Source organism: Pseudomonas poae, from assembly GCF_001439785.1.
Lineage (GTDB): Bacteria > Pseudomonadota > Gammaproteobacteria > Pseudomonadales > Pseudomonadaceae > Aquipseudomonas > Aquipseudomonas poae.
In genome coordinates this window covers 69546-93041 of the sequence record NZ_JYLI01000002.1, presented here as the reverse complement: position 1 = coordinate 93041, position 23496 = coordinate 69546, and the positions used below count along the sequence as shown (strand labels likewise).

22 protein-coding genes are annotated in these 23496 nt (G+C 60.3%); 8 read left to right on the top strand and 14 right to left on the bottom strand.

Going from position 1 to position 23496, the window contains the following annotated elements:
* The 3 genes from TU75_RS02065 to TU75_RS02055 form a co-directional block, all read right to left on the bottom strand.
* The gene (locus TU75_RS02065; RefSeq protein ID WP_003234753.1) at nt 1-1095 is read right to left on the bottom strand and encodes a polyamine ABC transporter substrate-binding protein; all 1095 of its coding nucleotides are present in this window, start codon (nt 1093-1095) and stop codon (nt 1-3) included.
* A gap of 87 nt (nt 1096-1182) precedes the next feature.
* Nucleotides 1183-2547: an aspartate aminotransferase family protein gene (locus TU75_RS02060; RefSeq protein ID WP_060548071.1), complete on the bottom strand. Its 1365-nt coding sequence runs from the start codon at nt 2545-2547 to the stop codon at nt 1183-1185.
* A gap of 54 nt (nt 2548-2601) precedes the next feature.
* Complete coding sequence (locus TU75_RS02055; protein WP_003234756.1) at nt 2602-3960, bottom strand: glutamine synthetase family protein; 1359 nt, start codon at nt 3958-3960, stop codon at nt 2602-2604.
* Nucleotides 3961-4494: 534 nt separating this feature from the next.
* Between TU75_RS02055 and TU75_RS02050 the strand changes: the two genes are divergently transcribed.
* Nucleotides 4495-5871: a glutamine synthetase family protein gene (locus TU75_RS02050; RefSeq protein ID WP_003234758.1), complete on the top strand. Its 1377-nt coding sequence runs from the start codon at nt 4495-4497 to the stop codon at nt 5869-5871.
* 215 nt (nt 5872-6086) lie between these two features.
* On the top strand, nt 6087-6755 hold the full coding sequence (locus TU75_RS02045) for a TetR/AcrR family transcriptional regulator (protein ID WP_060548070.1): 669 nt from the start codon (nt 6087-6089) through the stop codon (nt 6753-6755).
* A 58-nt stretch (nt 6756-6813) separates the two neighbouring features.
* On the opposite strand, the gene TU75_RS02040 is transcribed toward TU75_RS02045, so the two are convergent.
* The 10 genes from TU75_RS02040 to argE form a co-directional block, all read right to left on the bottom strand.
* Entirely contained in the window at nt 6814-7029 is a 216-nt protein-coding gene (locus TU75_RS02040) for a TOBE domain-containing protein (protein WP_003176783.1), read from the bottom strand.
* A 19-nt stretch (nt 7030-7048) separates the two neighbouring features.
* Nucleotides 7049-7855, bottom strand: a complete 807-nt coding sequence (gene ssuB, locus TU75_RS02035) for an aliphatic sulfonates ABC transporter ATP-binding protein (protein WP_060548069.1) — start codon at nt 7853-7855, stop codon at nt 7049-7051.
* Nucleotides 7852-8640, bottom strand: a complete 789-nt coding sequence (gene ssuC, locus TU75_RS02030; RefSeq protein ID WP_060548068.1) for an aliphatic sulfonate ABC transporter permease SsuC — start codon at nt 8638-8640, stop codon at nt 7852-7854. Before ssuC ends, ssuB begins: the two co-directional genes overlap by 4 nt.
* A 9-nt stretch (nt 8641-8649) precedes the next feature.
* Nucleotides 8650-9798, bottom strand: coding sequence for an FMNH2-dependent alkanesulfonate monooxygenase (gene ssuD / locus TU75_RS02025; protein WP_003234766.1), 1149 nt, complete (start codon nt 9796-9798; stop codon nt 8650-8652).
* Between the two features lie 25 nt (nt 9799-9823).
* Nucleotides 9824-10792: a sulfonate ABC transporter substrate-binding protein gene (locus tag TU75_RS02020; protein ID WP_060548067.1), complete on the bottom strand. Its 969-nt coding sequence runs from the start codon at nt 10790-10792 to the stop codon at nt 9824-9826.
* Nucleotides 10793-10887: 95 nt separating this feature from the next.
* Nucleotides 10888-11481 carry an NADPH-dependent FMN reductase gene (gene ssuE, locus TU75_RS02015; RefSeq protein WP_003234770.1) on the bottom strand — a complete coding sequence of 198 codons (594 nt, stop codon included), beginning with the start codon at nt 11479-11481 and terminating at the stop codon, nt 10888-10890.
* 292 nt (nt 11482-11773) lie between these two features.
* Nucleotides 11774-12412: a peroxiredoxin gene (locus TU75_RS02010; protein WP_003234773.1), complete on the bottom strand. Its 639-nt coding sequence runs from the start codon at nt 12410-12412 to the stop codon at nt 11774-11776.
* 269 nt (nt 12413-12681) lie between these two features.
* The gene (locus TU75_RS02005) at nt 12682-14070 is read right to left on the bottom strand and encodes an OprD family porin (protein WP_003234775.1); all 1389 of its coding nucleotides are present in this window, start codon (nt 14068-14070) and stop codon (nt 12682-12684) included.
* A 611-nt stretch (nt 14071-14681) separates the two neighbouring features.
* The gene (argA, locus tag TU75_RS02000; protein ID WP_015373252.1) at nt 14682-15980 is read right to left on the bottom strand and encodes an amino-acid N-acetyltransferase; all 1299 of its coding nucleotides are present in this window, start codon (nt 15978-15980) and stop codon (nt 14682-14684) included.
* A 135-nt stretch (nt 15981-16115) separates the two neighbouring features.
* Nucleotides 16116-17264, bottom strand: coding sequence for an acetylornithine deacetylase (argE, locus tag TU75_RS01995; RefSeq protein WP_003234778.1), 1149 nt, complete (start codon nt 17262-17264; stop codon nt 16116-16118).
* 158 nt (nt 17265-17422) lie between these two features.
* On the opposite strand from argE, the gene TU75_RS01990 reads away from it, so the two are divergent.
* Nucleotides 17423-18790 carry a CYTH domain-containing protein gene (locus TU75_RS01990; protein ID WP_060548066.1) on the top strand — a complete coding sequence of 456 codons (1368 nt, stop codon included), beginning with the start codon at nt 17423-17425 and terminating at the stop codon, nt 18788-18790.
* Nucleotides 18791-18835: 45 nt separating this feature from the next.
* On the opposite strand, the gene TU75_RS01985 is transcribed toward TU75_RS01990, so the two are convergent.
* A complete protein-coding gene (locus TU75_RS01985; RefSeq protein ID WP_003234782.1) occupies nt 18836-19306 on the bottom strand; it encodes an Lrp/AsnC family transcriptional regulator in 471 nt (156 codons plus the stop codon).
* Between the two features lie 127 nt (nt 19307-19433).
* Between TU75_RS01985 and TU75_RS01980 the strand changes: the two genes are divergently transcribed.
* The 5 genes from TU75_RS01980 to TU75_RS01960 all read left to right on the top strand — a co-directional run bounded on the left by TU75_RS01980 (nt 19434) and on the right by TU75_RS01960 (nt 23367).
* Complete coding sequence (locus TU75_RS01980) at nt 19434-19772, top strand: hypothetical protein (RefSeq protein WP_003234784.1); 339 nt, start codon at nt 19434-19436, stop codon at nt 19770-19772.
* An 82-nt stretch (nt 19773-19854) separates the two neighbouring features.
* Nucleotides 19855-21531 (top strand): GspE/PulE family protein, encoded by a 1677-nt coding sequence (locus tag TU75_RS01975; RefSeq protein WP_060548065.1) that lies wholly within the window; start codon nt 19855-19857, stop codon nt 21529-21531.
* A 77-nt stretch (nt 21532-21608) separates the two neighbouring features.
* Nucleotides 21609-22529, top strand: coding sequence for an SPFH domain-containing protein (locus tag TU75_RS01970; RefSeq protein ID WP_003176797.1), 921 nt, complete (start codon nt 21609-21611; stop codon nt 22527-22529).
* Nucleotides 22530-22539: 10 nt separating this feature from the next.
* Complete coding sequence (locus TU75_RS01965) at nt 22540-22986, top strand: NfeD family protein (RefSeq protein ID WP_060548064.1); 447 nt, start codon at nt 22540-22542, stop codon at nt 22984-22986.
* 66 nt (nt 22987-23052) lie between these two features.
* Complete coding sequence (locus TU75_RS01960) at nt 23053-23367, top strand: DUF2388 domain-containing protein (protein ID WP_003234790.1); 315 nt, start codon at nt 23053-23055, stop codon at nt 23365-23367.
* Nucleotides 23368-23496 lie beyond the last annotated feature (129 nt).

The window sequence follows — 23496 nt, the reverse complement described above, 5'->3', positions numbered from 1 at the left end:
TTACTTGCCCGATTTGATCTTGGTCCAACTGCGGGTCATCTCGCGCTGGGTAGCAGCCGGCAGGTCGGCAATCGCATACAGCTTGGCTTGCACGTCCGCTGGCGGGTAGATGCCCGGGTCGCTGGTGATGTCTTTATCGACCAGTGCGGTAGCCTTCTCGTTACCGTTCGGGAAACGCACGCTGTTGGTGATCGACGCCATCACTTCCGGCTTGAGCAGGTAGTTCATGAACTTATAGGCGGCATCGACGTTTTCGGCATCCTTGGGAATGGCGACCATGTCGAAGAAGCTGCCGGCGCCTTCCTTGGGAATGTCGTAGGCCACTTTGACCTTGCCACCGGCTTCGGCCGCGCGGGACTTGGCCTGCTGGATGTCACCCGAGTAACCCACGGCTACGCAGATGTTGCCGTTGGCCAGGTCCGAGATGTACTTGGACGAGTGGAAGTAGCCGATCGAAGGACGGATCTTCAGGAACAGCGCTTCGGCTTGCTTGAGGTCGTCTTTCTTCTGGCTGTCGGTTGGCAGGCCCAGGTAATGCAGGGCAATCGGCAGCATTTCGGTTGGCGAGTCGAGGAAGCTCACGCCGCAGCTTTTGAGCTTGGCGATGTTTTCCGGCTTCATCAGCACGTCCCACGAGTCGATCTTGTCCACGCCCAGCGCAGCCTTCACCTTCTCCGGGTTGTAGCCGATGCCGATCGAGCCCCACATGTAGGGGAATGCGTGCTTGTTGCCCGGATCGCTGACCGACACGGCCTTGAGCAGGGATTTGTTCAGGTTGCTGTAGTTGGGCAACTTGGACGTGTCCAGTTCCTGGTACACACCGGCCTTGATCTGCTTGGCGAGGAAGTTGTTCGACGGCACGACAATGTCGTAGCCGGACTTGCCTGCCAGCAACTTGGCTTCCAGGGTTTCGTTGCTGTCGAACACGTCGTACACCACTTTGATGCCCGACTCTTTTTCAAAGTTGGCGATGGTGTCCGGTGCAATATAGTCGGACCAGTTGTACACGTGCAGCACTTTGCTGTCTGCCTGGGCCGCGCCCGCCATTGCGCCCATCAAGGATAAGGCGAGAAGGGTCTTGCCAGCGTTTTTCAAACCTGATGCCTTCATTATTTTGATGCTCCAAATTTTTTTCTTTAATCGCCACAGCCTGCGTAAGTTGCTGCCTGCGGAGACTAGCACTTAGCCCTGCAATTGGGCCAAGGTCAGGTCCAGGCACTTGCGCGCTTTGGTGACCAACTCGTCGATTTCGGCCTGGCTGATCACCAACGGCGGCGAAATGATCATGGTGTCGCCCACGGCGCGCATGATCAGGCCATTGTCGAAGCAGAAGGTGCGACAGATCATGCCCGCGCCGCGGCCTTCATAACGCTTGCGAGTGGCCTTTTCCTGCACCAGCTCGATGGCACCGAGCATGCCCACACCACGCACTTCGCCCACCAGAGGGTGATCAGCCAGTTCCCGCAGGCGTTTCTGCAAATACGGTGCCGTTTCAGCCTGCACACGCTGGATGATTTTCTCATCGCGCAGGATACGGATGTTTTCCAGCGCCACCGCCGCCGCCACCGGATGCCCGGAATAGGTGAAGCCGTGGTTGAAATCACCGCCTTCATTGAGCACCGCCACCACGTCGTCGTGCACGATCAGGCCGCCCATGGGGATGTAGCCCGAGGTCAGGCCCTTGGCGATGGTCATCATGTGCGGCTTGAGCCCGTAGAAATCGCTGCCGAACCACTCACCGGTACGGCCGAAGCCACAGATCACTTCGTCGGCGACAAACAGAATGTCGTACTTCGCCAGAATTTCCTTGATGCGCGGCCAGTAGGTCGCAGGCGGCACGATCACGCCACCGGCCCCCTGGATCGGCTCGGCAATAAAGGCGCCGACGTTGTCCACGCCCAGCTCCAGAATCCTGGCTTCCAGTTGGTCGGCGGCCCACACGCCGAACGCCTCCGGGCTCATGTCGCCACCTTCGCCAAACCAGTACGGCTGCGCAATGTGGGTAATGCCCGGGATCGGCAGGTCGCCCTGCTCGTGCATATAGGTCATGCCGCCAAGGCTGGCGCCAGCCACGGTGGAACCGTGATAGCCATTCTTGCGGCTAATGATGGTTTTCTTGTTCGGCTGGCCCTTGATCGCCCAATAGTGGCGGACCATGCGCAACATGGTGTCGTTGCCTTCGGAACCGGAGCCGGCGAAGAACACATGATTCATGCCGGCGGGCGCGACATCGGCGATGGCCTTGGCCAACTCCAGGGCCGGCGGGTGGGCGGTCTGGAAGAACAGGTTGTAGTAGGGCAGTGCTTTCATCTGTTTGGCGGCAGCGTCGGCCAATTCATCGCGACCGTAGCCAATAGCTACGCACCACAGGCCGGCCATGCCGTCGAGGATCTTGTTGCCTTCGCTGTCCCACAGGTAAACGCCGTGGGCCTTGGTGATGATCCTCGGGCCTTTCTCTTTCAATTGCTTGAAGTCGCTGAACGGCGCCAGGTGGTGATCGTTGCTCAAGGCTTGCCATTCACGGGTTTGCGGGTTGTTGCTGGACATACCGGTCTCCTGGTTCGGTGTAGGGCGCGCCGTGTGCACGGCGCGCCCGGCGCATCAGACGGCGAAGAGCAGGAACTCCCGCTCCCACGAACTGATCACGCGCTTGAAGTTTTCATGCTCGGCCCGCTTGACGGCGACGTAGCCGGTGATGAATTTCTGCCCGAGGTATTTCTCGATGGTCTTGCTGTTTTCCATGCGTTCCAGGGCGTCTTCGATGGTCAACGGCAGCCGCAGGTTGCGGCGCTCGTAACCTCGGCCCACCACCGGCGCGCTGGGGTTGTGCTGCTCGACCATGCCGATGTAGCCACACAGCAGGCTGGCGGCAATCGCCAGGTACGGGTTGGCGTCGGCGCCCGGCAGGCGGTTTTCGACGCGGCGGTTCTGCGGGCCGGCATCCGGTACGCGCAGGCCGACGGTGCGGTTTTCTTCACCCCACTCCACGTTCACCGGCGCCGAGGTGTCGGGCAGGAAGCGGCGGAACGAGTTCACGTTGGGCGCAAACAACGGCAGCAATTCGGGGATGAATTTCTGCAGGCCACCGATGTGGTTGAGGAACAGCTGGCTCATGGTCCCGTCTTCGTTGGAAAAGACGTTCTTGCCGGTGGCGATGTCGATAATGCTCTGGTGCAAGTGCATCGCGCTGCCCGGCTCGCCGGTCATGGGCTTGGCCATGAAGGTAGCGGCCACGTTGTGCTTGAGCGCGGCTTCGCGCATGGTGCGCTTGAACACGAGGATCTGGTCGGCCAGGGACAGCGCGTCGCCGTGACGGAAGTTGATTTCCATCTGTGCGGTGCCGTCTTCGTGGATCAGGGTGTCGAGGTCCAGCTCCTGCAGTTCGCACCAGTCGTAGACGTCTTCGAACAGCGGGTCGAATTCGTTGGCCGCTTCGATGGAGAAGGACTGGCGGCCGGTCTCCGGGCGCCCGGAACGGCCAATCGGCGGTTGCAACGGGAAGTCCGGGTCTTCGCAGCGCTTGGTCAGGTAGAACTCCATCTCCGGCGCCACGATGGGCTGCCAACCTTTGTCGGCGTAGAGCTTGAGCACTTTCTTGAGCACGTTGCGCGGCGACAGCTCGATGGGGTTGCCTTGCTTGTCGTAGGTGTCGTGGATCACCTGGGCGGTGGGCTCGATGGCCCAGGGCACCAGGTACACCGCATTCTGGTCGGGGCGGCAGATCATGTCGATGTCGGCCGGGTCGAGCAATTCGTAATAGATGTCGTCTTCGACATAGTCGCCGGTCACGGTCTGCAACAGCACGCTCTCGGGCAGGCGCATGCCTTTTTCGGCGATGAACTTGTTGGTCGGCGAGATCTTGCCCCGGGTGATACCGGTGAGGTCGCCAATCATGCATTCGACTTCTGTGATCTTGTGGTCTTTCAACCAATCGGTGAGCTGGTCGAGGTTGTTACTCATAAATGCCTCTGGGCTGGGTTTCCTGGCGTCCATTAAAGGCCAGGCGTTGGTTGACGCAGCATCCGCGTCGTTTTTTCGTTCAGGTTGGGAGCTTACCTGCCATTTGCTGCAGCGGTGCAAACGAGGAGGCAAAAAAGAGGCCGGTCCGGGCGTCAAGAATATTGGCCGGTTCGCGGTGTTTCGCGAGGAATAAATGGACAGATGACAAGACTTGTCTGATGCGCGTCGAGACGCCGAGTGGCGGCAGGAGAGACATGAAGCACCCCGGTATTATTGCTGTTATGGGTTTGAATCGAGCTTAGCCTTGTTCATTTTTTTACACAACACCCCCGTAAAAAATACAACACGGCCCGCTTTAGCCTGCGACTGCATAGCCTTTCAAACCCAAAAAAACGCCGCAAAAAGCCCCAAAAAAGGCCACTCGGCGCTTTTTCAGGGCAAAAAAGGCCTCGCTTGACTTCGGCATGCCGTTCGGGTTGACTGAAACCAGAAAAGATCAATGATTGATATTTTTAACAACAAAGGTGTTGCATCATGTCGGTACCCCCGCGTGCCGTTCAGCTTAACGAAGCGAACGCGTTCCTTAAGGATCATCCTGAGGTTCTGTACGTAGACCTTCTAATTGCGGATATGAATGGTGTGGTGCGCGGCAAGCGCATCGAACGCACCAGCCTCCACAAGGTTTACGAGAAGGGCATTAACCTGCCTGCCTCTTTATTTGCCCTGGATATCAACGGCTCGACGGTGGAAAGCACCGGCCTGGGTCTGGACATCGGTGATGCTGACCGAATCTGTTATCCGATCCCCGACACCCTGTGTAATGAACCCTGGCAAAAGCGCCCCACCGCGCAACTGCTGATGACCATGCACGAACTTGAAGGTGAACCGTTCTTCGCCGATCCTCGCGAAGTCCTGCGCCAGGTGGTGAGCAAGTTCGACGATCTTGGCCTGACCATTTGCGCCGCCTTCGAACTTGAGTTTTACCTGATCGACCAGGAGAACGTGAACGGCCGACCGCAACCGCCCCGCTCGCCGATCTCCGGCAAACGCCCGCACTCGACACAGGTCTACCTGATCGACGACCTCGACGAATACGTCGACTGCCTCCAGGACATTCTGGAAGGTGCCAAAGAGCAAGGCATCCCGGCTGACGCCATCGTCAAGGAAAGTGCCCCGGCACAGTTCGAAGTGAACCTGCACCACGTTGCCGACCCGATCAAGGCCTGCGACTACGCGGTTCTGCTCAAGCGTCTGATCAAAAACATCGCCTACGACCATGAGATGGACACCACCTTCATGGCCAAGCCTTACCCGGGCCAGGCAGGCAATGGGTTGCACGTACACATTTCGATCCTGGACAAAGACGGCAAGAACATCTTTGCCAGCGAGGATCCCGAGCAGAACGCCGCATTGCGTCACGCGATCGGCGGTGTGCTCGAGACCCTGCCCGCCCAGATGGCGTTCCTGTGCCCGAACGTCAACTCCTACCGTCGGTTCGGCGCACAGTTCTACGTGCCGAACTCGCCGTGCTGGGGCCTGGACAACCGCACCGTGGCGATTCGCGTACCCACCGGCTCGTCCGATGCGGTGCGTATCGAGCACCGCGTGGCCGGCGCCGATGCCAACCCTTACCTGCTGATGGCTTCGGTCCTGGCGGGCGTGCACCACGGCCTGACCAACAAGATCGAGCCGAATGCGCCGGTGGAGGGCAACAGCTACGAGCAGAACGAACAAAGCCTGCCGAACAACCTGCGCGATGCCTTGCGCGAGCTGGACGACAGTGAAGTGATGGCGCGGTACATCGATCCCAAATACATCGATATTTTCGTCGCCTGCAAGGAAAGTGAGCTGGAAGAGTTTGAACACTCCATCTCCGACCTTGAATACAACTGGTACCTGCATACCGTGTAAGCGTTGGTTGTATTGAGAGAACGCCGCAGGCTTTTGGCTTGCGGCGTTTTTTTATGGGTTTCTTCCGGGCGACCGAGGTGTATCCATCGCAGGCAAGCCAGCTCCCACATTTTGATTTGTGAATACATTCAAAGGTGGGAGCTGGCTTGCCTAGACCCTGGCAGACAACACACCTTCCTGCTCATACAATGCCTGCTGCCTTGTAGGAGACTTCCATGCCCGCCCACCCCGCCGCCACTCGCAAACCCCGCGCTCGCAGCCAGGCACGGATCGACGTGATCCTCGACGCCGCCCGCACTTTGCTGGCAGCCGAAGGCGTGGCCGGGTTGTCGATCTACAGCGTGGCCAAGCGCGCGCAGATTCCGGCGTCGTCGGTGTACCACTTTTTCGCCAGTGTGCCTGCGTTACTGCAAGCGCTGACGGCAGATGTGCACGCGGCTTTCCGTGCGGCCATCGAGGCGCCCATCGAGCATGACTCACTCAAGCAATGGCGCGACCTGTCCTCTGTGGTCGAGCAGCGCATGCTCAGCATCTACGAGCACGATGCTGTCGCGCGCCAGTTGATCCTCACCCAGCACGGGCTCACTGAAGTGACCCAGGCCGACCGTCAGCATGATCTGGAGTTGGGGGATCTGATGCTGGCCGTGTTCAACCGCCACTTTGAAGTGCCAACGCTACCCACCGATATGGATGTATTTGCCCTGGCGCTGGAGTTGAGCGACCGCGTATATGCGCGCTCGGTGCATCAGCATGGGCGAATCACGCCGCGCATGGCGGAGGAAGGGATACGGGTGTTTGATGCGTATGTGGGGCTCTACTTGCCGCAGTATTTGCCCAAACGGGCCTCATCGCGGGCCAGCCCGCTCCCACATGTTGATGTGTGAACACCGTCGAGTGTGGGAGCGGGCTTGCCTGCGATAGCGATCTCACAAGCGACGCCACTCACAACTTGGCAATCGACACCTCAGTGGATTTCACAAAGGCGATTACTTCACTGCCGATCACCAGTTCCAGCTCTTTGACCGAGCGCGTGGTGATCACCGACGTGACGATGCCCGAGGCGGTCTGCACGTCGATTTCCGAGAGCACGTCGCCGACCACGATTTCCTTGATGGTGCCCTTGAACTGGTTGCGCACGTTGATGGCTTTGATAGTCATGGTGTTTTTCCTGTGTGGGTTATTGAGCCCAACGCAATTGCGTCGGCAGCGGTGAAACAGGTTCGGGCTCCGGCGGCACGCCGGGCAGGGACAGCACGCGGTTGAGCACTTCGGCTTCCAGTGCAGCCAGGCGATGTGAGCCACGGGCACGTGGGCGCGGCAGGTCGACGGTGAGGTCCAGGCCGATTTCGCCGTCTTCGATCAGGATCACCCGATCGGCAATCGCCACCGCTTCACTGACGTCGTGGGTCACCAGCAATACGGTGAAGCCATGCTTTTGCCAGAGGTTTTCGATCAGTTGCTGCATTTCGATGCGGGTCAGGGCATCCAGCGCGCCCAGCGGTTCATCGAGCAACAGCAGGCGCGGCTGATGAATCAGCGCGCGGGCCAGCGCCACCCGTTGCTTCTGCCCGCCGGACAAGGCCGCCGGCCATTCATCGGCACGCTCGGCCAGGCCCACCGCCTCCAGCGCGTCCAACGCCCTGGGGCGCCAGTTACCCTTGAGACCCAGGCCCACGTTGTCGATGATCTTTTTCCACGGCAGCAGCCGCGCTTCCTGGAACATCAGCCGGGTGTCTTCCATCGCCTCTTCGAGCGGCGCAGACCCGGCCAGCAGCTGGCCGCCACTGGCCTTATCCAGGCCCGCCAGCAGGCGCAGCAACGTACTTTTACCGCAGCCGCTGCGACCAACCACGGCGACGAACTGACCGGCGGGAATATGCAGATCGATCTCTTTGAGGACTTCCCGCGCACCAAAGGACTTGCGTAGTTTGCGCACTGCCAGCGGGATGCCCTTGAGCAGACGTGGAGGTTGTTGAGCCGTCATGCCGCACCTCCCTTGTGCACTTGATACGCCGGGTGCCAGCGCAGCCATACCCGTTCAAGGCCACGCGCGGCCAGGTCGGCCAATTTGCCGAGGATCGCGTACAACACGATGGCCAGCACCACCACGTCGGTTTGCAAAAATTCCCGCGCGTTCATCGCCAGGTAGCCGATGCCGGAGCTGGCCGAGATGGTTTCCGCCACGATCAGCGTCAACCACATGAAGCCCAGGGCAAAGCGCACGCCCACCAGGATCGACGGCAACGCGCCGGGCAGAATCACCTGCCAGAACAGGCTGAAGCCGGACAAGCCATAGCTGCGCGACATCTCTACCAGCGCCGGGTCGACGTTGCGGATGCCGTGATAAGTGTTGAGGTAGATCGGAAACAGCGTGCCGAGGGCGACCAAAAAAATCTTAGCCGTTTCATCAATGCCGAACCACAGGATTACCAGCGGAATCAGCGCCAGGTGCGGCACGTTGCGGATCATCTGCACCGAGCTGTCCAGCAGCCGCTCGCCCCAGCTCGACAGGCCGGTGATAAAGCCCAGGGCTAGGCCGATGCCGCCACCGATCACGAAGCCCAGGCCGGCGCGCCAGCCGCTGATGGCCAGGTGCGTCCAGATTTCGCCGCTGCGCACCAGGTTCACACCGGCCTCAATCACTGCGCTGGGCGCCGGCAAAATACGCGTCGACAACCAGCCCGCCGACACCGACAACTGCCACACCGCCAGCAATAGAATCGGCAGTACCCAGGGCGCCACGCGATGGCTCAATTGTTCGACATTCATGGCGCGCCCTCAGCTCTGTGACGCGGCTTTGGGAAGAATGTCGTTGGCAACCATTTCGCCGAACGGACTGACATAGCCGGTGCTTTTCGGCGGCTCGGCGCGCTCGATGTCCAGGTGCGGGAACAGCAGCTCAGCCACGCGATACGACTCTTCCAGGTGCGGATACCCGGAGAAGATGAAGGTGTCGATGCCCAGGTCCGCGTATTCCTTGACCCGCGCCGCAACCGTCGGGCCATCGCCCACCAGCGCGGTGCCCGCGCCGCCACGCACCAGGCCGACGCCGGCCCACAGGTTGGGGCTGACTTCGAGGTTGTCGCGGCTGCCCCCGTGCAAGGCGGCCATGCGCTGCTGACCCACCGAGTCGAAACGCGCCAGGGACGCCTGGGCGCGAGCGATGGTTGCCTCGTCCAGGTGGGAGATCAATTTGTCGGCGGCTTTCCATGCCTCTTCGTTGGTTTCACGCACGATCACATGCAGGCGAATACCGAAGCGCACGGTGCGCCCATGTTTGGCGGCCTTGGCGCGCACTTGCTCGATCTTTTCCGCCACTGCGGCCGGCGGCTCGCCCCAGGTCAGCACCATTTCCACCTGCTCGGCGGCCAGGTCCTGGGCGGCTTCGGAAGATCCGCCGAAGTACAGCGGCGGGCGCGGTTGCTGGATCGGCGGGTAGAGCAGCTTGGCGCCTTTGACGCTGATGTGCTCGCCGTCGTAATCCACGGTTTCGCCTTCCAGCACGCGACGCCAGATACGGGTGAATTCCACCGAGGCCTGGTAGCGCTCTTCATGGCTCAAGAACAAGCCGTCGCCGGCCAGTTCTTCGGGGTCACCACCGGTCACCAGATTGAACAGTGCGCGGCCGCCGGACAGGCGATCCAGGGTTGCGGCCTGGCGCGCAGCCACCGTCGGCGAAATGATGCCGGGGCGCAGGGCGACGAGGAATTTCAAGCGCTGGGTCACCGGGATCAGCGAGGCGGCCACCAGCCACGAATCCTCGCATGAGCGCCCGGTAGGAATCAGCACGCCGCCAAACCCAAGGCGGTCGGCGGCCTGGGCGACTTGCTGCAGGTAGCCGTGGTCGACGGCGCGGGCACCTTCGGCAGTGCCAAGGTAATGGCCGTCGCCGTGGGTAGGCAGGAACCAGAAAATAGTGAGGCTCATGGAGTTGTCTCCTGAAAAAGTCGAATTACGGCGCGGTGGCCACGGTGGCCGGCGGCGTCCAGATCACGTCCTTGATGCTCAAGGGCTTGGGAATCAATTTGAGCTGGTAGAAGGTGTCGGCGATTTTCTGCTGGGCGGCGACCACTTCCGGGGTCAGGAAGAGCGCACCGTAGCCCTGGCGTTTCACTGAGGTCAGGGTGATGTCGGCCGGCAGGCCTAGCAGCGGCGCCACCTGAGCGGTGACTTCCTGCGGGTTGGCCTTGGACCATTCGCCCACCGCGCGCACTTCTTCCACCAGCGCCTTGATCACGTCGGGGTGCTGTTGCGCGTAGGGTTTGGTGGCGAGGTAGAACTGGTGGTTGTCGGCGATGCCGGTGCCGTCACGCAGGGTGCGCGCCTGCAGTTGTTTCTCGGCGGCGGCCTGGTACGGGTCCCAGATGACCCAGGCGTCGACACTGCCCCGCTCGAACGCGGCGCGGGCATCGGCGGGCGGCAGGAATACGGTCTGCACGTCGGTGTATTTCAGCCCGGCATCTTCCAAAGCACGCACCAGCAAGTAGTGCACGTTGGAGCCTTTGTTGAGCACGATTTTCTTGCCCTTGAGCTCGGCCACCGATGTGATCGTCGACTCCTTGGGCACCAGGATCGCTTCGCTGGTGGGCGCTGGCGGCTCGTAGGCGACGTAGAGCAGATCGGCACCGGCCGCTTGGGCGAACACGGGCGGGGTTTCGCCGGTGACGCCGAAGTCGATGGCGCCGACATTCAAGCCTTCAAGCAGCTGCGGGCCGCCGGGAAACTCGGTCCATTGCACCTGCACGCCTTGGGCGGCCAGGCGTTTTTCCAGGCTGCCCTTGGCCTTGAGCAACACCAGGGTGCCGTATTTCTGATAGCCGATCCGCAGGGTTTCGGCGGCCTGGGCGTTAACAAAGGCGCCGAAGGACACAGCCGCAGCAAACAGTGCGACCAGACCACGACGCAAGATGACAGTGCGCATGGCGCTCTCTCCAAATAGTGCGATGAGGGGTTGGCTGCACCTGCTTGGCCGTTGGCGGCTGAGTAAGGTGAGTGTTACCGGATGTAGGGTGAGGCTTAAATGCTCCAGCGAGCACTCAACAAACGTTCATTCAATACGTCGGGATCCAGCGGTTTGGGGCGGCGGGCCATGGCGCTGTAGAGCTGCTCGACGGCTTCGCGCAGACGCGCTTCAAGCACCGGCACCAGCTGCGCCTGGGCACTGCCCTCGCCGTAAGCGATCTGGCTGTCCTCAGCGAAAATGCCGTGCAGCAATTCCTGGGCCTTGAGCGCCGACAACACTGGCTTCAAGGCGTAGTCCACTGCCAGCATGTGGGCGATGCTGCCACCGGTGGCCATTGGCAGGACGACCTTGTGCGCCAGGGCGCGTTCGGGCAGCAGGTCGAGCACGGTTTTCAGTGCACCGGAGAACGAAGCCTTGTACACCGGCGTGGCAATCACCAGGCCGTCGGCATTGGCCACCTGTTGCAACAGGTCGACCACCTTGGGGCTGTCGAAGCGCGCATGCAGCAAGTCTTCGGCCGGGAAGTCCCGTACCTGATAACTCACCACTTCGACGCCTTTGTCTTGCAACCACTGACGGGTTTTTTCCAGCAGCACCCCGGAGCGGGAACGCTGACTGGGACTGCCTCCGAGTGTTACGACCAACATGCGGGAATTCCTTGAGCAAGTGCCGACGAATCGCCGTAGGGCGATAGCGCCAAGATGGAACAGACCTTAGCAGCAGATTCATATATCTATAAATCTTATTTTTTCATTTGTTTATTCCATAAATACATATGCAATTTATAGAACACCAGACGAAAAAAAAGGCCGTCGAAACGGCCTGAAAAACCCCTGCTTTGATTCAGTGGTGTACTTACAGACGCCATCGCGGGCAAGCCCGGCTCCCAAGGGGAACGCAATCAAACTGTGGGAGCCGGGCTTGCCCGCGATGGCGGTATCAGCGGTTAGGTTGCGGGGTGAGGCGCAGGTACGGTTTCACTGCGCGATAGCCCTTGGGAAAGCGCTTCTGGATCTCTTCTTCGTCTTTGAGCGAAGGCACGATCACCACCTCATCACCGTCCTGCCAATTGGCCGGCGTGGCGACCTTGTGGTTGTCGGTCAGTTGCAACGAGTCGATGACCCGCAGGATTTCATGAAAGTTGCGGCCAGTACTGGCGGGGTAAGTGATAGTCAGGCGGATCTTCTTGTTCGGATCGATCACGAACAAGGACCGCACGGTGAGCGTATCGCTGGCGTTGGGGTGGATCAGGTCATAGAGGTCCGAGACCTTGCGGTCGGCGTCGGCCAGGATCGGGAAATTGACCACGGTGTGCTGGGTTTCGTTGATGTCTTCGATCCACTTGTGGTGGGAGTCCACCGGGTCCACGGACAGGGCAATGGCCTTGACGCCGCGCTTGGCGAACTCGTCCTTGAGCTTGGCGGTAAAGCCCAGCTCAGTGGTGCACACCGGCGTGAAGTCGGCTGGGTGGGAGAACAACACACCCCAGCTGTCGCCCAGCCACTCATGGAAACGAATGTTACCGACGCTGGAATCCTGTTCGAAATCGGGGGCGATATCGCCCAGTCTGAGGCTCATGGCATGGCTCCTGGTGAGTGCTTATGGAGCCCACTGTGCATGCTTCGACATTTATTTAAAAAGAATAAATAACGATTTATCCAGACGATAAAGGAATATTAAAAATCTGTTCACTGGACGCTGGGGCAGGCGGGGATCAACATCGATTTCAAGGTTCGAGAAGGCCTTGAGACGCTGCAAAGAGGGATTCAGGAAGGGCTTGCGGGGGTTGAGCCCGACTTGAAGCAACACACCTTGCCCGGCATTGCGCCGGGCAAGGCTTTACGCTGTTACTTGAATGCGTAGCTGTAGCTGACGATTACACGGTTTTCGTCCTGATCGCGCGCTGCGGCAACATCGTTGCGCCACATGGCGTTTTTCCAGGCGACGCCGAGGTTTTTCAGCGGGCCTTCCGGGATCACGTAGGCAACAGTGATGTCACGTTCCCACTCCGACTGACCGGTGAACTCGGCACGACTGCCGTTGACGGTATCGATGTCGGTACCTTTGAGGTAGACGATACCGGCGGTCAGGCCAGGTACGCCAACCTTGGCGAAGTCATACGCGTAGCGAGCCTGCCAGGTACGTTCGCCGGCACGGGCGAACTTGGCGATCTGCATGTCGGTGGTCAGGTAAGCCGACGAACCGTCGCCCTGGTTCAGCCAAGGGAAGTCGCTGTTACCGTTGCTGACCTGATAACCACCACCAAAGGTGTGACCGGCAATGGTGTACAGGAACAGGCCGCTGTACAGGTTGTTGTCAACCTTGCCACGACCGGAGTTCACGCCGCTGTAGTTGCCCGACGAGAAGTAGGCCGACTCGCTGCCATTCTTGCCGTCATCGGAGCTGTGGAAGTAACGCAGGTCAGACTTCAGGACGCCCGGGCCGATTGCCCAGTTGTGGGTCAGACCCAGGAAGTGCTGCTTGTAGAAATCTTCCAGGTTGCCGTAGTAGTACTGGGCAGTCAGGTCTTTGGTGATCTTGTAGTCACCACCGGCGTAGTAGAACTTGTTGCTGTCACGCCAGTTCACGCCACGGGTGTTGGCACCAGCGATCGACAGGTTGTCGACGTTGCTGGAGTTACGGCCCTTGGCCTTTTCGATCTGACCGGCAACCAGCGTCAGGTCCTTGATGTCGTTGGTGGTGATCTGGCCACCCTGGAAGGTCTGCGGCAGCAGACGACCGTCGTTGGTCACGATAACCGGCAGCTTGGGTTGCAGCGTACCCAGCTTCAGTTCGGTCTGGGAGATCTTGGCTTTGGCAGTCAGGCCCAGGCTCGAGTAGTTATCAACGGCTTCGCCATTGGACTTGCTCGGGAACACAGTGCCGCCGTACGAACCAGGGCTGGTAGCGGTCGCCGGGCTCGCGCCGTTGGTGCCGCCGCCCGAATCCAGGCGAATGCCCAGCAGGCCGATGGCATCAAGACCGAAGCCTACGGTGCCTTGGGTGTAACCGGAGATGAAGCGCAGATCGAAGCCCTGGCCCCATTCTTCCTGCTTGTTCTGTACACCAGCGGCCTTGTTGGCAGGAGTGCCGGCAGCGGCGTCACGGTTGTCGGTGTTGATGTAAAAGTTACGCACACCCAGCGTTACTTTACTGTCATCGATGAAACCGGCAGCGCCTGCTTGCTGGGCGATTGCGCCCAAAGCTACAGCCACAGCCAAGGTGGACTTCTTCATGTACCGCTCCTCTCGTTTCTAATTTTTGTGTTTCTTTGGTCGCGGGTCTGACGCCCTCGATCCACAGATGCGCGATTAGCACCGGTTAGTGACTGACAAGTCAATCGTAACCTTGTGTGTCTACTACCTTCGTCTAATCACAGTTGATTTGGTCCGTGCAGGGTAATGAGTTTCTCATACACCCAAAAAGAATTATTTCATCCCTTTTCATACGATTCGAGAATAAGGCTTTGCAGGACAGCGAACCGGTCAGAGTAGACGAGTTGCCGCACAACCTAATTCCTGAAGGGTATGATTCAAAGCTTTTTTAGATCGCTTAGTGACAGTGCTGACGTCAATCACGACCAGAAAGGCGGCGCCATCATGGCTAAGCGCTATCCTGGCGTCAATTTGTTACAGTTTTTGTGTCACTAATAATTTCTTTGGTTGTCAAAGCGGCCGATTCGAACGCCGACAATGGTTGTATCGGCGCGGTTCCACGGTTCTGAAGCAGTGAAACAAAATGTGGGAGGGAGCTTGCTCCCGATGGCAGTCGATCAGTCAACACATCAGCGACTGAGCTACGCCTATCGGGAGCAAGCCCCCTCCCACAGGTTGATTTGTACTGTCTTTTACAGCGCCTTTTCGAAAATCTTGGAGTTGCGCTGGTAGTTGTACAGCGACGCCCGCGCCGAAGGCAGGCGATCTACGCTGCTGGGCTCAAAGCCGCGCTCGCGGAACCAGTGCGCAGTACGCGTGGTAAGCACGAACAAGGTCTTCAAGCCCTGGGCCCTGGCACGGCCCTCGATACGCTCGAGCAACACATCACCGCGTGCGCCATGACGGTATTCCGGGTTTACGGCCAGGCAGGCCAGCTCACCCGCGTCGGAATCGGCGATCTGGTACAGCGCCGCGCAGGCGATGATCATGCCTTCGCGTTCCACCACGCTGAACTGCTCGATCTCGCGCTCCAGCACTTCCCGCGAACGGCGTACCAGGATGCCCTGCTCTTCCAGCGGGCTGATCAGGTCGAGCAAACCGCCGACGTCTTCAATTGCCGCCTCGCGTACCAGCTCGAATTGCTCCTGGGCCACCAGCGTGCCGCCGCCGTCGCGGGTAAACAATTCGGTGAGCAAGGCGCCGTCTTCCGCGTAGCTCACAATATGGCTGCGCCCCACGCCACCACGACAGGCCTGGGCTGCGGCGTCGAGCAGCTCGGCCTGATAGTTGTTACCCAGGCGTTGCAGGTGCGCCGGCACTTGTTGCGGGCGCAACTCACGTACCAGACGGCCATTTTCGTCGATCAGCCCGAGGTCGGCGCCAAACAGCAGCAGTTTGTCGGCGGCCAGGTCAATGGCGGCGCGGGTGGCCACGTCTTCGCAGGCCAGGTTGAAGATCTCGCCGGTGGGCGAGTACCCCAGCGGCGACAGCAGCACGATGGAGCGCTCATCAAGCAGACGATTGATGCCCTTGCGGTCGACCCGGCGCACTTCGCCGGTATGGTGATAGTCCACGCCTTCAAGAACACCGATGGGGCGCGCGGTGACCAGATTGCCACTGGCCACACGCAGGCGCGAGCCCTGCATGGGCGATGAGGCCATGTCCATGGACAGGCGTGCTTCGATGGCGATGCGCAGGTGCCCCACCGCGTCGATCACACATTCCAGGGTGGCGGCGTCGGTGATGCGCATCCCCTCGTGGTAAGCCGACGTAAGGCCACGCGCCGCGAGGCGGGTTTCAATTTGCGGGCGCGAGCCGTGCACCAGCACCAGTCGCACACCCAGGCTGTGCAGCAGCACCAGGTCGTGGACGATATTGCCGAAGTTGGGGTGGTCCACACCGTCGCCAGGCAACATGACCACAAAAGTGCAGTCGCGGTGGGCGTTGATGTAAGGGGAAGCGTGACGAAGCCAATTGACGTATTCGGGCATAACACCTGGGCCTGTAATAAAAAGCAGCCGAAAAAGGAAGGATCGTGAAAGCGCACGGCGGGCTGATGGTTATCGTCGGAACAGGCTTGGCGACACGCTCACTCTCCTTCTATGGACGTACAGGCAGGGGTTAATTTATGCAGGTTTCAGGCAGTAATGTTCGATCAGTTCGCGCAATAACCGCACTGTAGGCGTCAAGCGTGACATTTCGAGGTACTCGCCGGGCTGGTGTGCACAGGCGATATCGCCAGGGCCGAGCACCAGGGTTTCACAACCAAGGCGCTGAAGATAAGGCGCTTCGGTGCCAAACGCCACTGCTTCGGCACGATGGCCGGTCAAACGCTCCGCAACCCGTACCAGTTCGGCGTCCTCGGCCTGCTCGAAAGGCGGCACCTCGGGAAACAGCGGCGCGTAGTCGATCTTGACGTGATGGCGCTCGGCCAGAGGTTGGAGTTTCTGCCGAATAGCGGCACGCAGCACCTCAGGGTCCATGCCCGGCAAGGGGCGCAGGTCGAACTCAAGGGAGCACTGGCCGCAGATGCGGTTGGGGTTGTCGCCGCCGTGAATGCAGCCCAGGTTAAGGGTGGGCTGCGGCACGCTGAACTGCGGGTTGCGGTATTCGCGCTGCCAGGCCAGACGCAGGCCGCGCAGTTCGCCGATGGCATCGTGCATGGCTTCGAGGGCGCTGTGGCCCAGACTTGGGTCTGACGAATGGCCGCTGCGGCCAAGGATGTCGATGCGTTCCATCATCACACCCTTGTGCAGGCGGATTGGCCTGAGGCCGGTCGGCTCGCCGATCACCGCCGCGCGGCCCAGCGGACGGCCTGCTTCGGCCAGCGCCCGCGCGCCGGACATGGAACTCTCTTCATCGCAGGTGGCGAGAATCAACAATGGCTGTTTGAACGGCTGGTCGAGCAGCGGCAACACCGCTTCGATGGCAAGGGCGAAAAAACCTTTCATGTCGCAACTGCCCAATCCTACCCAACGGCCGTCGACTTCCGTCAGCTTGAGCGGATCGGTCTGCCACAAGGCGGCGTCATACGGCACCGTGTCGCTGTGCCCGGCCAGCACCAGCCCGCCGGGCCCGCTGCCGAATGTGGCCAGCAGGTTGAACTTGCCGGGGCTGACCTGCTGGATGTCGATGGCAAAGCCCAGATCGCCCAGCCAAGCAGCGAGCAGATCGATCACCGGGCGGTTGGTCTGGTCCAGGGACGCTTGCGTGCAACTGACCGATGGCGCGGCAATCAGCGCGGCGAATTGCTCTTTGAGGGTAGGTAATGGCATGCGCGGCCTCTCGACTTCCCGGATGAACCCCACTATAGAGCCATCTGCACGGCACAATAAACCGTTGCGGCGCGTTGCCGGGCTCAGTCCTGTACACTGCACGGCCTTGGCAGCCACTCTTTTCCCCGGCTGCGCTCCCGATCCTGGATTTTCCGGCCATGCAGAAAGAAACCGAAATCAAGCTCCGCGTCAGCCGCGAAACCCTCGCTGCGCTGCGCGAGCACCCGCTACTGAAAAAACGCAACAAAAATGGCTGGGAACGCCGTGAGTTGATGAACCAGTATTTCGACACCCCCGAGCGCGACCTGGCCCAGGCCAAGGTTGCCCTGCGCCTGCGCAAGGACGGTGACGAGATTATCCAGACCCTCAAGACCCGCGGCCAAAGCATCGCCGGCCTGTCGGAACGCAACGAGTACAACTGGAACCTGGCCAAAGCCAAGCTCGACGTGAAGAAACTCGACGGCGAATGCTGGCCCGAGCAACTGACCGATCTGGACAAAAAGACCCTCAAGCCGATCTTCACCACCGATTTTGTGCGCGAGCGCGCCGAAATCGCCTGGGGCCGTGGCAAGGCCAAGGTGGTGATCGAAGCCGCGCTGGACCTCGGCCATGTGGTGGTCGGCAAGCAGAAAGAAGAAATCTGCGAACTGGAACTGGAACTGCGCGAAGGCGAACCGGCAGCCTTGCTGGAACTCGCCGCCGAGCTGGCCGCCACCCTGGCACTGATGCCGTGCGATATCAGCAAAGCCGAGCGCGGCTACCGCCTGTACGACGCCGGCAGCTACTCCCTGAGCTTGCCGGCACCGCAGATCCACGCCGAAATGCCGCTGGACGACGCCTTCGCCGCGATCATGTGGCACTTGCTCGGCAGCAGCCAGCGTCTGGCCGAGCAATACCGGTTCAACGGCCATTGGCGCCTGTTGCAGGACTGGGTCGATCACCTCGGCGAATTGCGCGCCCTGATCGGCAGCCTCGGTCAGGCGGCACCGCGCCAGTCCACCAGCGAACTGCGCAGCGCACTCGACGCCCTGCTCGAGGACTGGCGCCCGCTGGTCCAGGCCGGTGACGACGACGAAGACATTCGCAAAGCCGCACCGGGGCAGTTCGCCGAAGAACTCGAAGACGTGCGCTGGGGCCTGTTCTCCTTGAACACCTCGCGCTGGCTGCTGGCCCGCACCTGGACCGCCGAGCGCACCGTGCGCGGCAACCGTCAGGGCGCAGCGCAACTCACCAACTGGCTGCCGCGCCTGCTGGCCGACGATGCCGTCGCCCTGCAACTGCCGCGCTACCAGCAGCAACCCGAAGACCTGGCCGAGCAACTGCCGCGCATCGAGCGCATCCAGGCCTGGCTGCACCATGCGCGTCAGGTAGTGGACATCGCCGAGCTGGACCGCTTGTACGGCGAGCTGAACAAGCTGGTGCAACTGGCTAACCAGCCGATCACCGATGAGTCGCTGGATGCGCGGATGCATCAGGCGATTGCGGTGTATCAGAACCGCGCGTGGAAGACGTTGCTGCGTCTGTAATTCACGGTTAACCGGTGGGAGCGGGCTCGCTCGCTCCCAAAGGTTTCAACGCAACACGGGCAGGCTGGTAGTGGACTTGATCTCGGACAACGCCACAATCGAATTCACCTCCTGAATCCCCGGCACCATCGACAACTTGTCGAAGAAAAACCGTTCGTACGCCTCGATATCCGACGCGACGATGCGCAGCAGAAAATCCACCGCCCCCATCAGCACATAACACTCCAGCACTTCGGGAAACCCACGAATCGCTTCGGTGAACTCCGTGAAGTTCGAGCGCCCGTGGGCGTTGAGTTTGACCTCGGCGAAGATCTGCGTGTCGAGGCCGATCTTCTTGCGATCCAGCAAAGTGACCTGGCCGCGAATCACGCCTTCGTCCTTGAGGCGTTGAATGCGCCGCCAGCACGGGGACTGCGACAACCCGACCTGCTCGGCGATCTGCGCGCTGGAGAGTGAGGCGTCCTCCTGCAGAAGGGCAAGGATACGGCGATCGTAGACGTCCAGCTCACTGCGCATATAAATACCTTAAATAGTCGTATGCTCGAATTGAATGAGTCTTAAATACCAAAATCGAGCCTATTCTAGATAAGAAATCTCCCGTAGCGCATGTAAAAATTTCTTCAGTCGAATCTGGAGATCCCGCATGCATATTGTCGAAACCGTCTGCCCTGTGACCCGCGTCGATGCGTGGGCCGTCAGCAGCGCCCACTGTCAGGCGCACTATCAGATCGTCGCCGAGGCGGAACCGGATGTGCTATGCCGGGTGCTCAATTATTTCGCGTTGCAGTTGCTCACCCCAAGCCAGGTGCGGATGGACCGCAAAGCGGACCTGCTGACTCTGGATATCGTGATCGACGGACTGAGCTGGCACCGCGCCCAGGTCATCGGTGAAAAGATTCGAAACCTGATCAGCGTCTGTACGCTGCAAGTGCATCAGGTTGATGCCGCAAGGCCCCAGGACCTGCTGGCCGCCGCCCGGTAAAAGGCTGAAATACACGCAATGAGGAAGAAACGGCGCCGCTGACTAGCCTGGATATACGTTCGCTTTTGCCAGGTAAACCTGCATGTCCGTAGATCACCGCTTGCACTTGAATTCGCTACTGCCGCCCCTGGTGAAGGCCGGTCTGGTCGCAGCCGACGTCGCGCAGCGCCTGTCGACATTGCCCGCTGGCCACCGGCATCCGCTGGAGCTCATCGCGGCCCAGGGGCCCGACCTTGAAGCGCTCACGCAATGGCTCGCCCAAGAGGCCGGACAACCTTATCTGCGCATCGACCCGCTGAAGATCGACGTGGCGACGGTGGTACCGCTGATGTCCCATGCATTCGCCCAGCGTCACGCGATCCTCGCGGTGGCTGTGGATGCGCAGACCGTCACCGTCGCCAGCGCCCAGCCCTATGTCACCGAGTGGGAAGCAGGCCTGGCGCAGGTGCTCAAACGTTCGATAAAGCGTGTGGTGGCCAACCCCCAGGCAATTGAGCATTGCATGGGCGAGTTTTACCGCCTGGCGAAGTCGGTTCGCGGTGCTGATCAGAACATCGCGTCGCCTGCCAATATCGAACTGCTCAACCTCGGCGGCGGCGATCAGGAGCCGGATGCCAACGACGCGCATATCGTCACGATCGTCGACTGGCTGCTGCAGTACGCCTTTGGCCAACGTGCCAGCGATATTCATATCGAACCTTGTCGGGACCAGGGCCGCGTACGCTTTCGCATTGATGGCCTGCTGCATGATGTCTATCAATTCCCGCCTCAGGTCACGATGGCCGTGGTCAGCCGTCTGAAAAGCCTGGGCCGGATGAACGTGGCGGAAAAACGCAAACCTCAGGACGGCCGCCTCAAGACCAGAAGCCCCGCCGGCGCCGAGGTGGAATTGCGCCTGTCGACCTTGCCAACGGCTTTTGGCGAGAAACTGGTCATGCGGATTTTCGACCCCCAGGTGCTGCTCAAGGACTTCGACCAACTCGGCCTGTCGCCCGAAGACCAGCAGCGCTGGCACGCCATGACCCGCCAGGCCCATGGCATCATCCTGGTCACCGGCCCAACCGGTTCCGGCAAGACCAGCACCCTCTACACCACGCTCAAGCGACTGGCGACCCGAGAGGTCAACCTGTGCACCGTGGAGGACCCGGTCGAAATGGTCGAACCGGCGTTCAACCAGATGCAGGTACAACACAACATCGACCTGACCTTCGCCAGCGGTATCCGCGCCCTGCTGCGCCAGGACCCGGACATCATCATGATCGGCGAGATACGCGACCAGGAAACCGCCGAAATGGCGATCCAGGCCGCGCTTACCGGACACCTTGTGCTGTCGACCCTGCACACCAACGATGCGCCCAGCGCCATCAGCCGCTTGCAGGAGCTGGGAATTGCTCACTATTTGATCAAGGCCACCTTGTTGGGGGTGATGGCCCAGCGTCTGGTACGCCTGCTGTGTCCCAGCTGCAAGCGTGTTACGGGCGCTACCTGCGAGGCTGCGGGGTGCGCAGAGTGTCGCGACAGCGGTTACCGCGGCCGGGCCGGCGTCTTCGAAATCATGGTGATGGATGAGACGCTCAAGGCGCTGATCACGCCCGGCACCGATGTGCAGATCTTACGCCAGGCGGCGCTGCGGCAAAACATGCACAGCCTGCGGATGGCCGGATTGCTGAAAGTACAGGCCGGGCTGACCACGCTGGCCGAGGTGTTGCGGGTCACCCCTGCAGATTCAGAAACAAATGCTTTGATTGTCGGACAATGAAACCGTCTTTATCGGTGGCAACACCGTTACAATCGGCCGAACGTCGTTTCACTGACACCATCAGATAGGGAATCGCAATGCAGATCGGAACCGTACTGCTTCTTTTCGTGGGTTTGGCCATCGCCATTCTCTTCATGGGATTCAAGGTGGTGCCCCAAGGCTACCAGTGGACGGTCGAACGTTTTGGCCGCTACACCAACACCCTCAAGCCTGGCCTCAATATCATCATTCCGGTCATGGACCGCATCGGTCGCAAGATCAACGTGATGGAAAGCGTGCTGGATATCCCGCCCCAGGAAGTGATCACCGCCGACAACGCCACCGTGCAGATCGATGCCGTGTGTTTCTTCCAGGTGGTGAACACCGCCCAGGCAGCCTACGAGGTCAACAACCTCGAACACGCGATACGCAACCTGCTGCAAACCAATATCCGTACCGTGCTCGGTTCCATGGAACTGGATGCCATGCTCAGCCAGCGTGACGGCATCAACGAAAAGCTGCTGCGCACTGTCGACGAAGCCACGGCGCCGTGGGGCATCAAGATCACGCGGATCGAAATCAAGGACATCAGCCCGCCGGCAGACCTGATGGCCGCCATGTCCGGGCAGATGAAGGCCGAGCGGATCAAGCGCGCACAGATTCTCGAAGCCGAAGGCCTGCGCGCCTCGGCGATCCTGACCGCAGAGGGCAAGAAGCAGGCGCAGATCCTCGAGGCCGAGGGTAGCCGACAGGCCGCATTCCTGGAGTCTGAAGCCCGTGAGCGTCAGGCCGAAGCGGAAGCTCGAGCCACGCAGGTGGTGTCAGAGGCAATCGCGTCGGGCAACGTGCAGGCGGTCAACTACTTTGTCGCGCAAAAGTACATCGACGCCCTGGGCAAGCTGGCTTCGGCCAACAACAGCAAGGTCATTCTCATGCCGCTGGAAGCCAGCCAGGTGATCGGCGCTGTCGGTGGTATCGGCGAGATCGTCAAGGCGACTTTCGACAACAAGAAAGGCTGAGGCCATCACCATGTGGGAATTCCTTCAGCATCTATCGTTTTGGGACTGGCTGGCACTGGGTACCGTGTTGTTGATTCTCGAGGTATTCGGGGCCGGCGGGTATCTGCTGTGGATGGGCATCGCGGCCGCTGTGGTGGGCGTGATCAAGTTCGTGGTGCCGTCGCTGGGGCTGGAGTGGCAACTGCTGCTGTTCGCCCTGTTGTCGATTCTAACGGCGGTGTATTGGTGGAAGCGCCAGCGCAGCAGCGCCAAGGCCAGCGATCAACCAGGTCTGAACGAGCGAGGCTCGGAGCTGATCGGCCGCACCTTTGTTGTGCATCAAGCCATCGTGGATGGCCGAGGCAAGGTGAAAGTCAGCGACGGTGTATGGATGGTGACCGGTCCGGATACGCCTGCAGGCGCTCAAGTACGGGTGATCGGCCAGGATGGCGTGGTACTGAAAGTTGAAACTGTTTAGTCATGATTGAACTCGATCGGTCTGATTACAATCAAACCCAACAGACAACCACCGGAGTCACCTACCATGCGTCTTAAATATGCTGTCGCAACCCTCGCTGTGCTATCCCTCCCCGTCGGTTCAGCCATGGCCGACAGCTTCTGGCGCAATGTCATCTCGTCGGGCGCCACGACCGGCTCGACGTACCTGACCTTCAAGGACCACAAGATGGTGGTCGCCGCTCAAGACGACGCCGGCAGCTTCGTTGCCAGCGACGGCGGTATTCGCGGCCCTTACCTGGAAGCCGCCATGCAGAAAGTCCGCGCCGACAACCCTGGCCTGCAGGCCACGGACATGCAACTGGCCAACGCCATTCTCGCGAAGAATGCCGTCACCGAGTGATAGCCGCTCCAAAAAATGCCGCTTTTTCAAGCGGCATTTTTTTGCCTGCCAGATGACAATTCGTTCACCAGCGACAGGCTATATTCAGTCGAACCGTGCAACCATGCCGGGCACTCACAGCCTTTTATT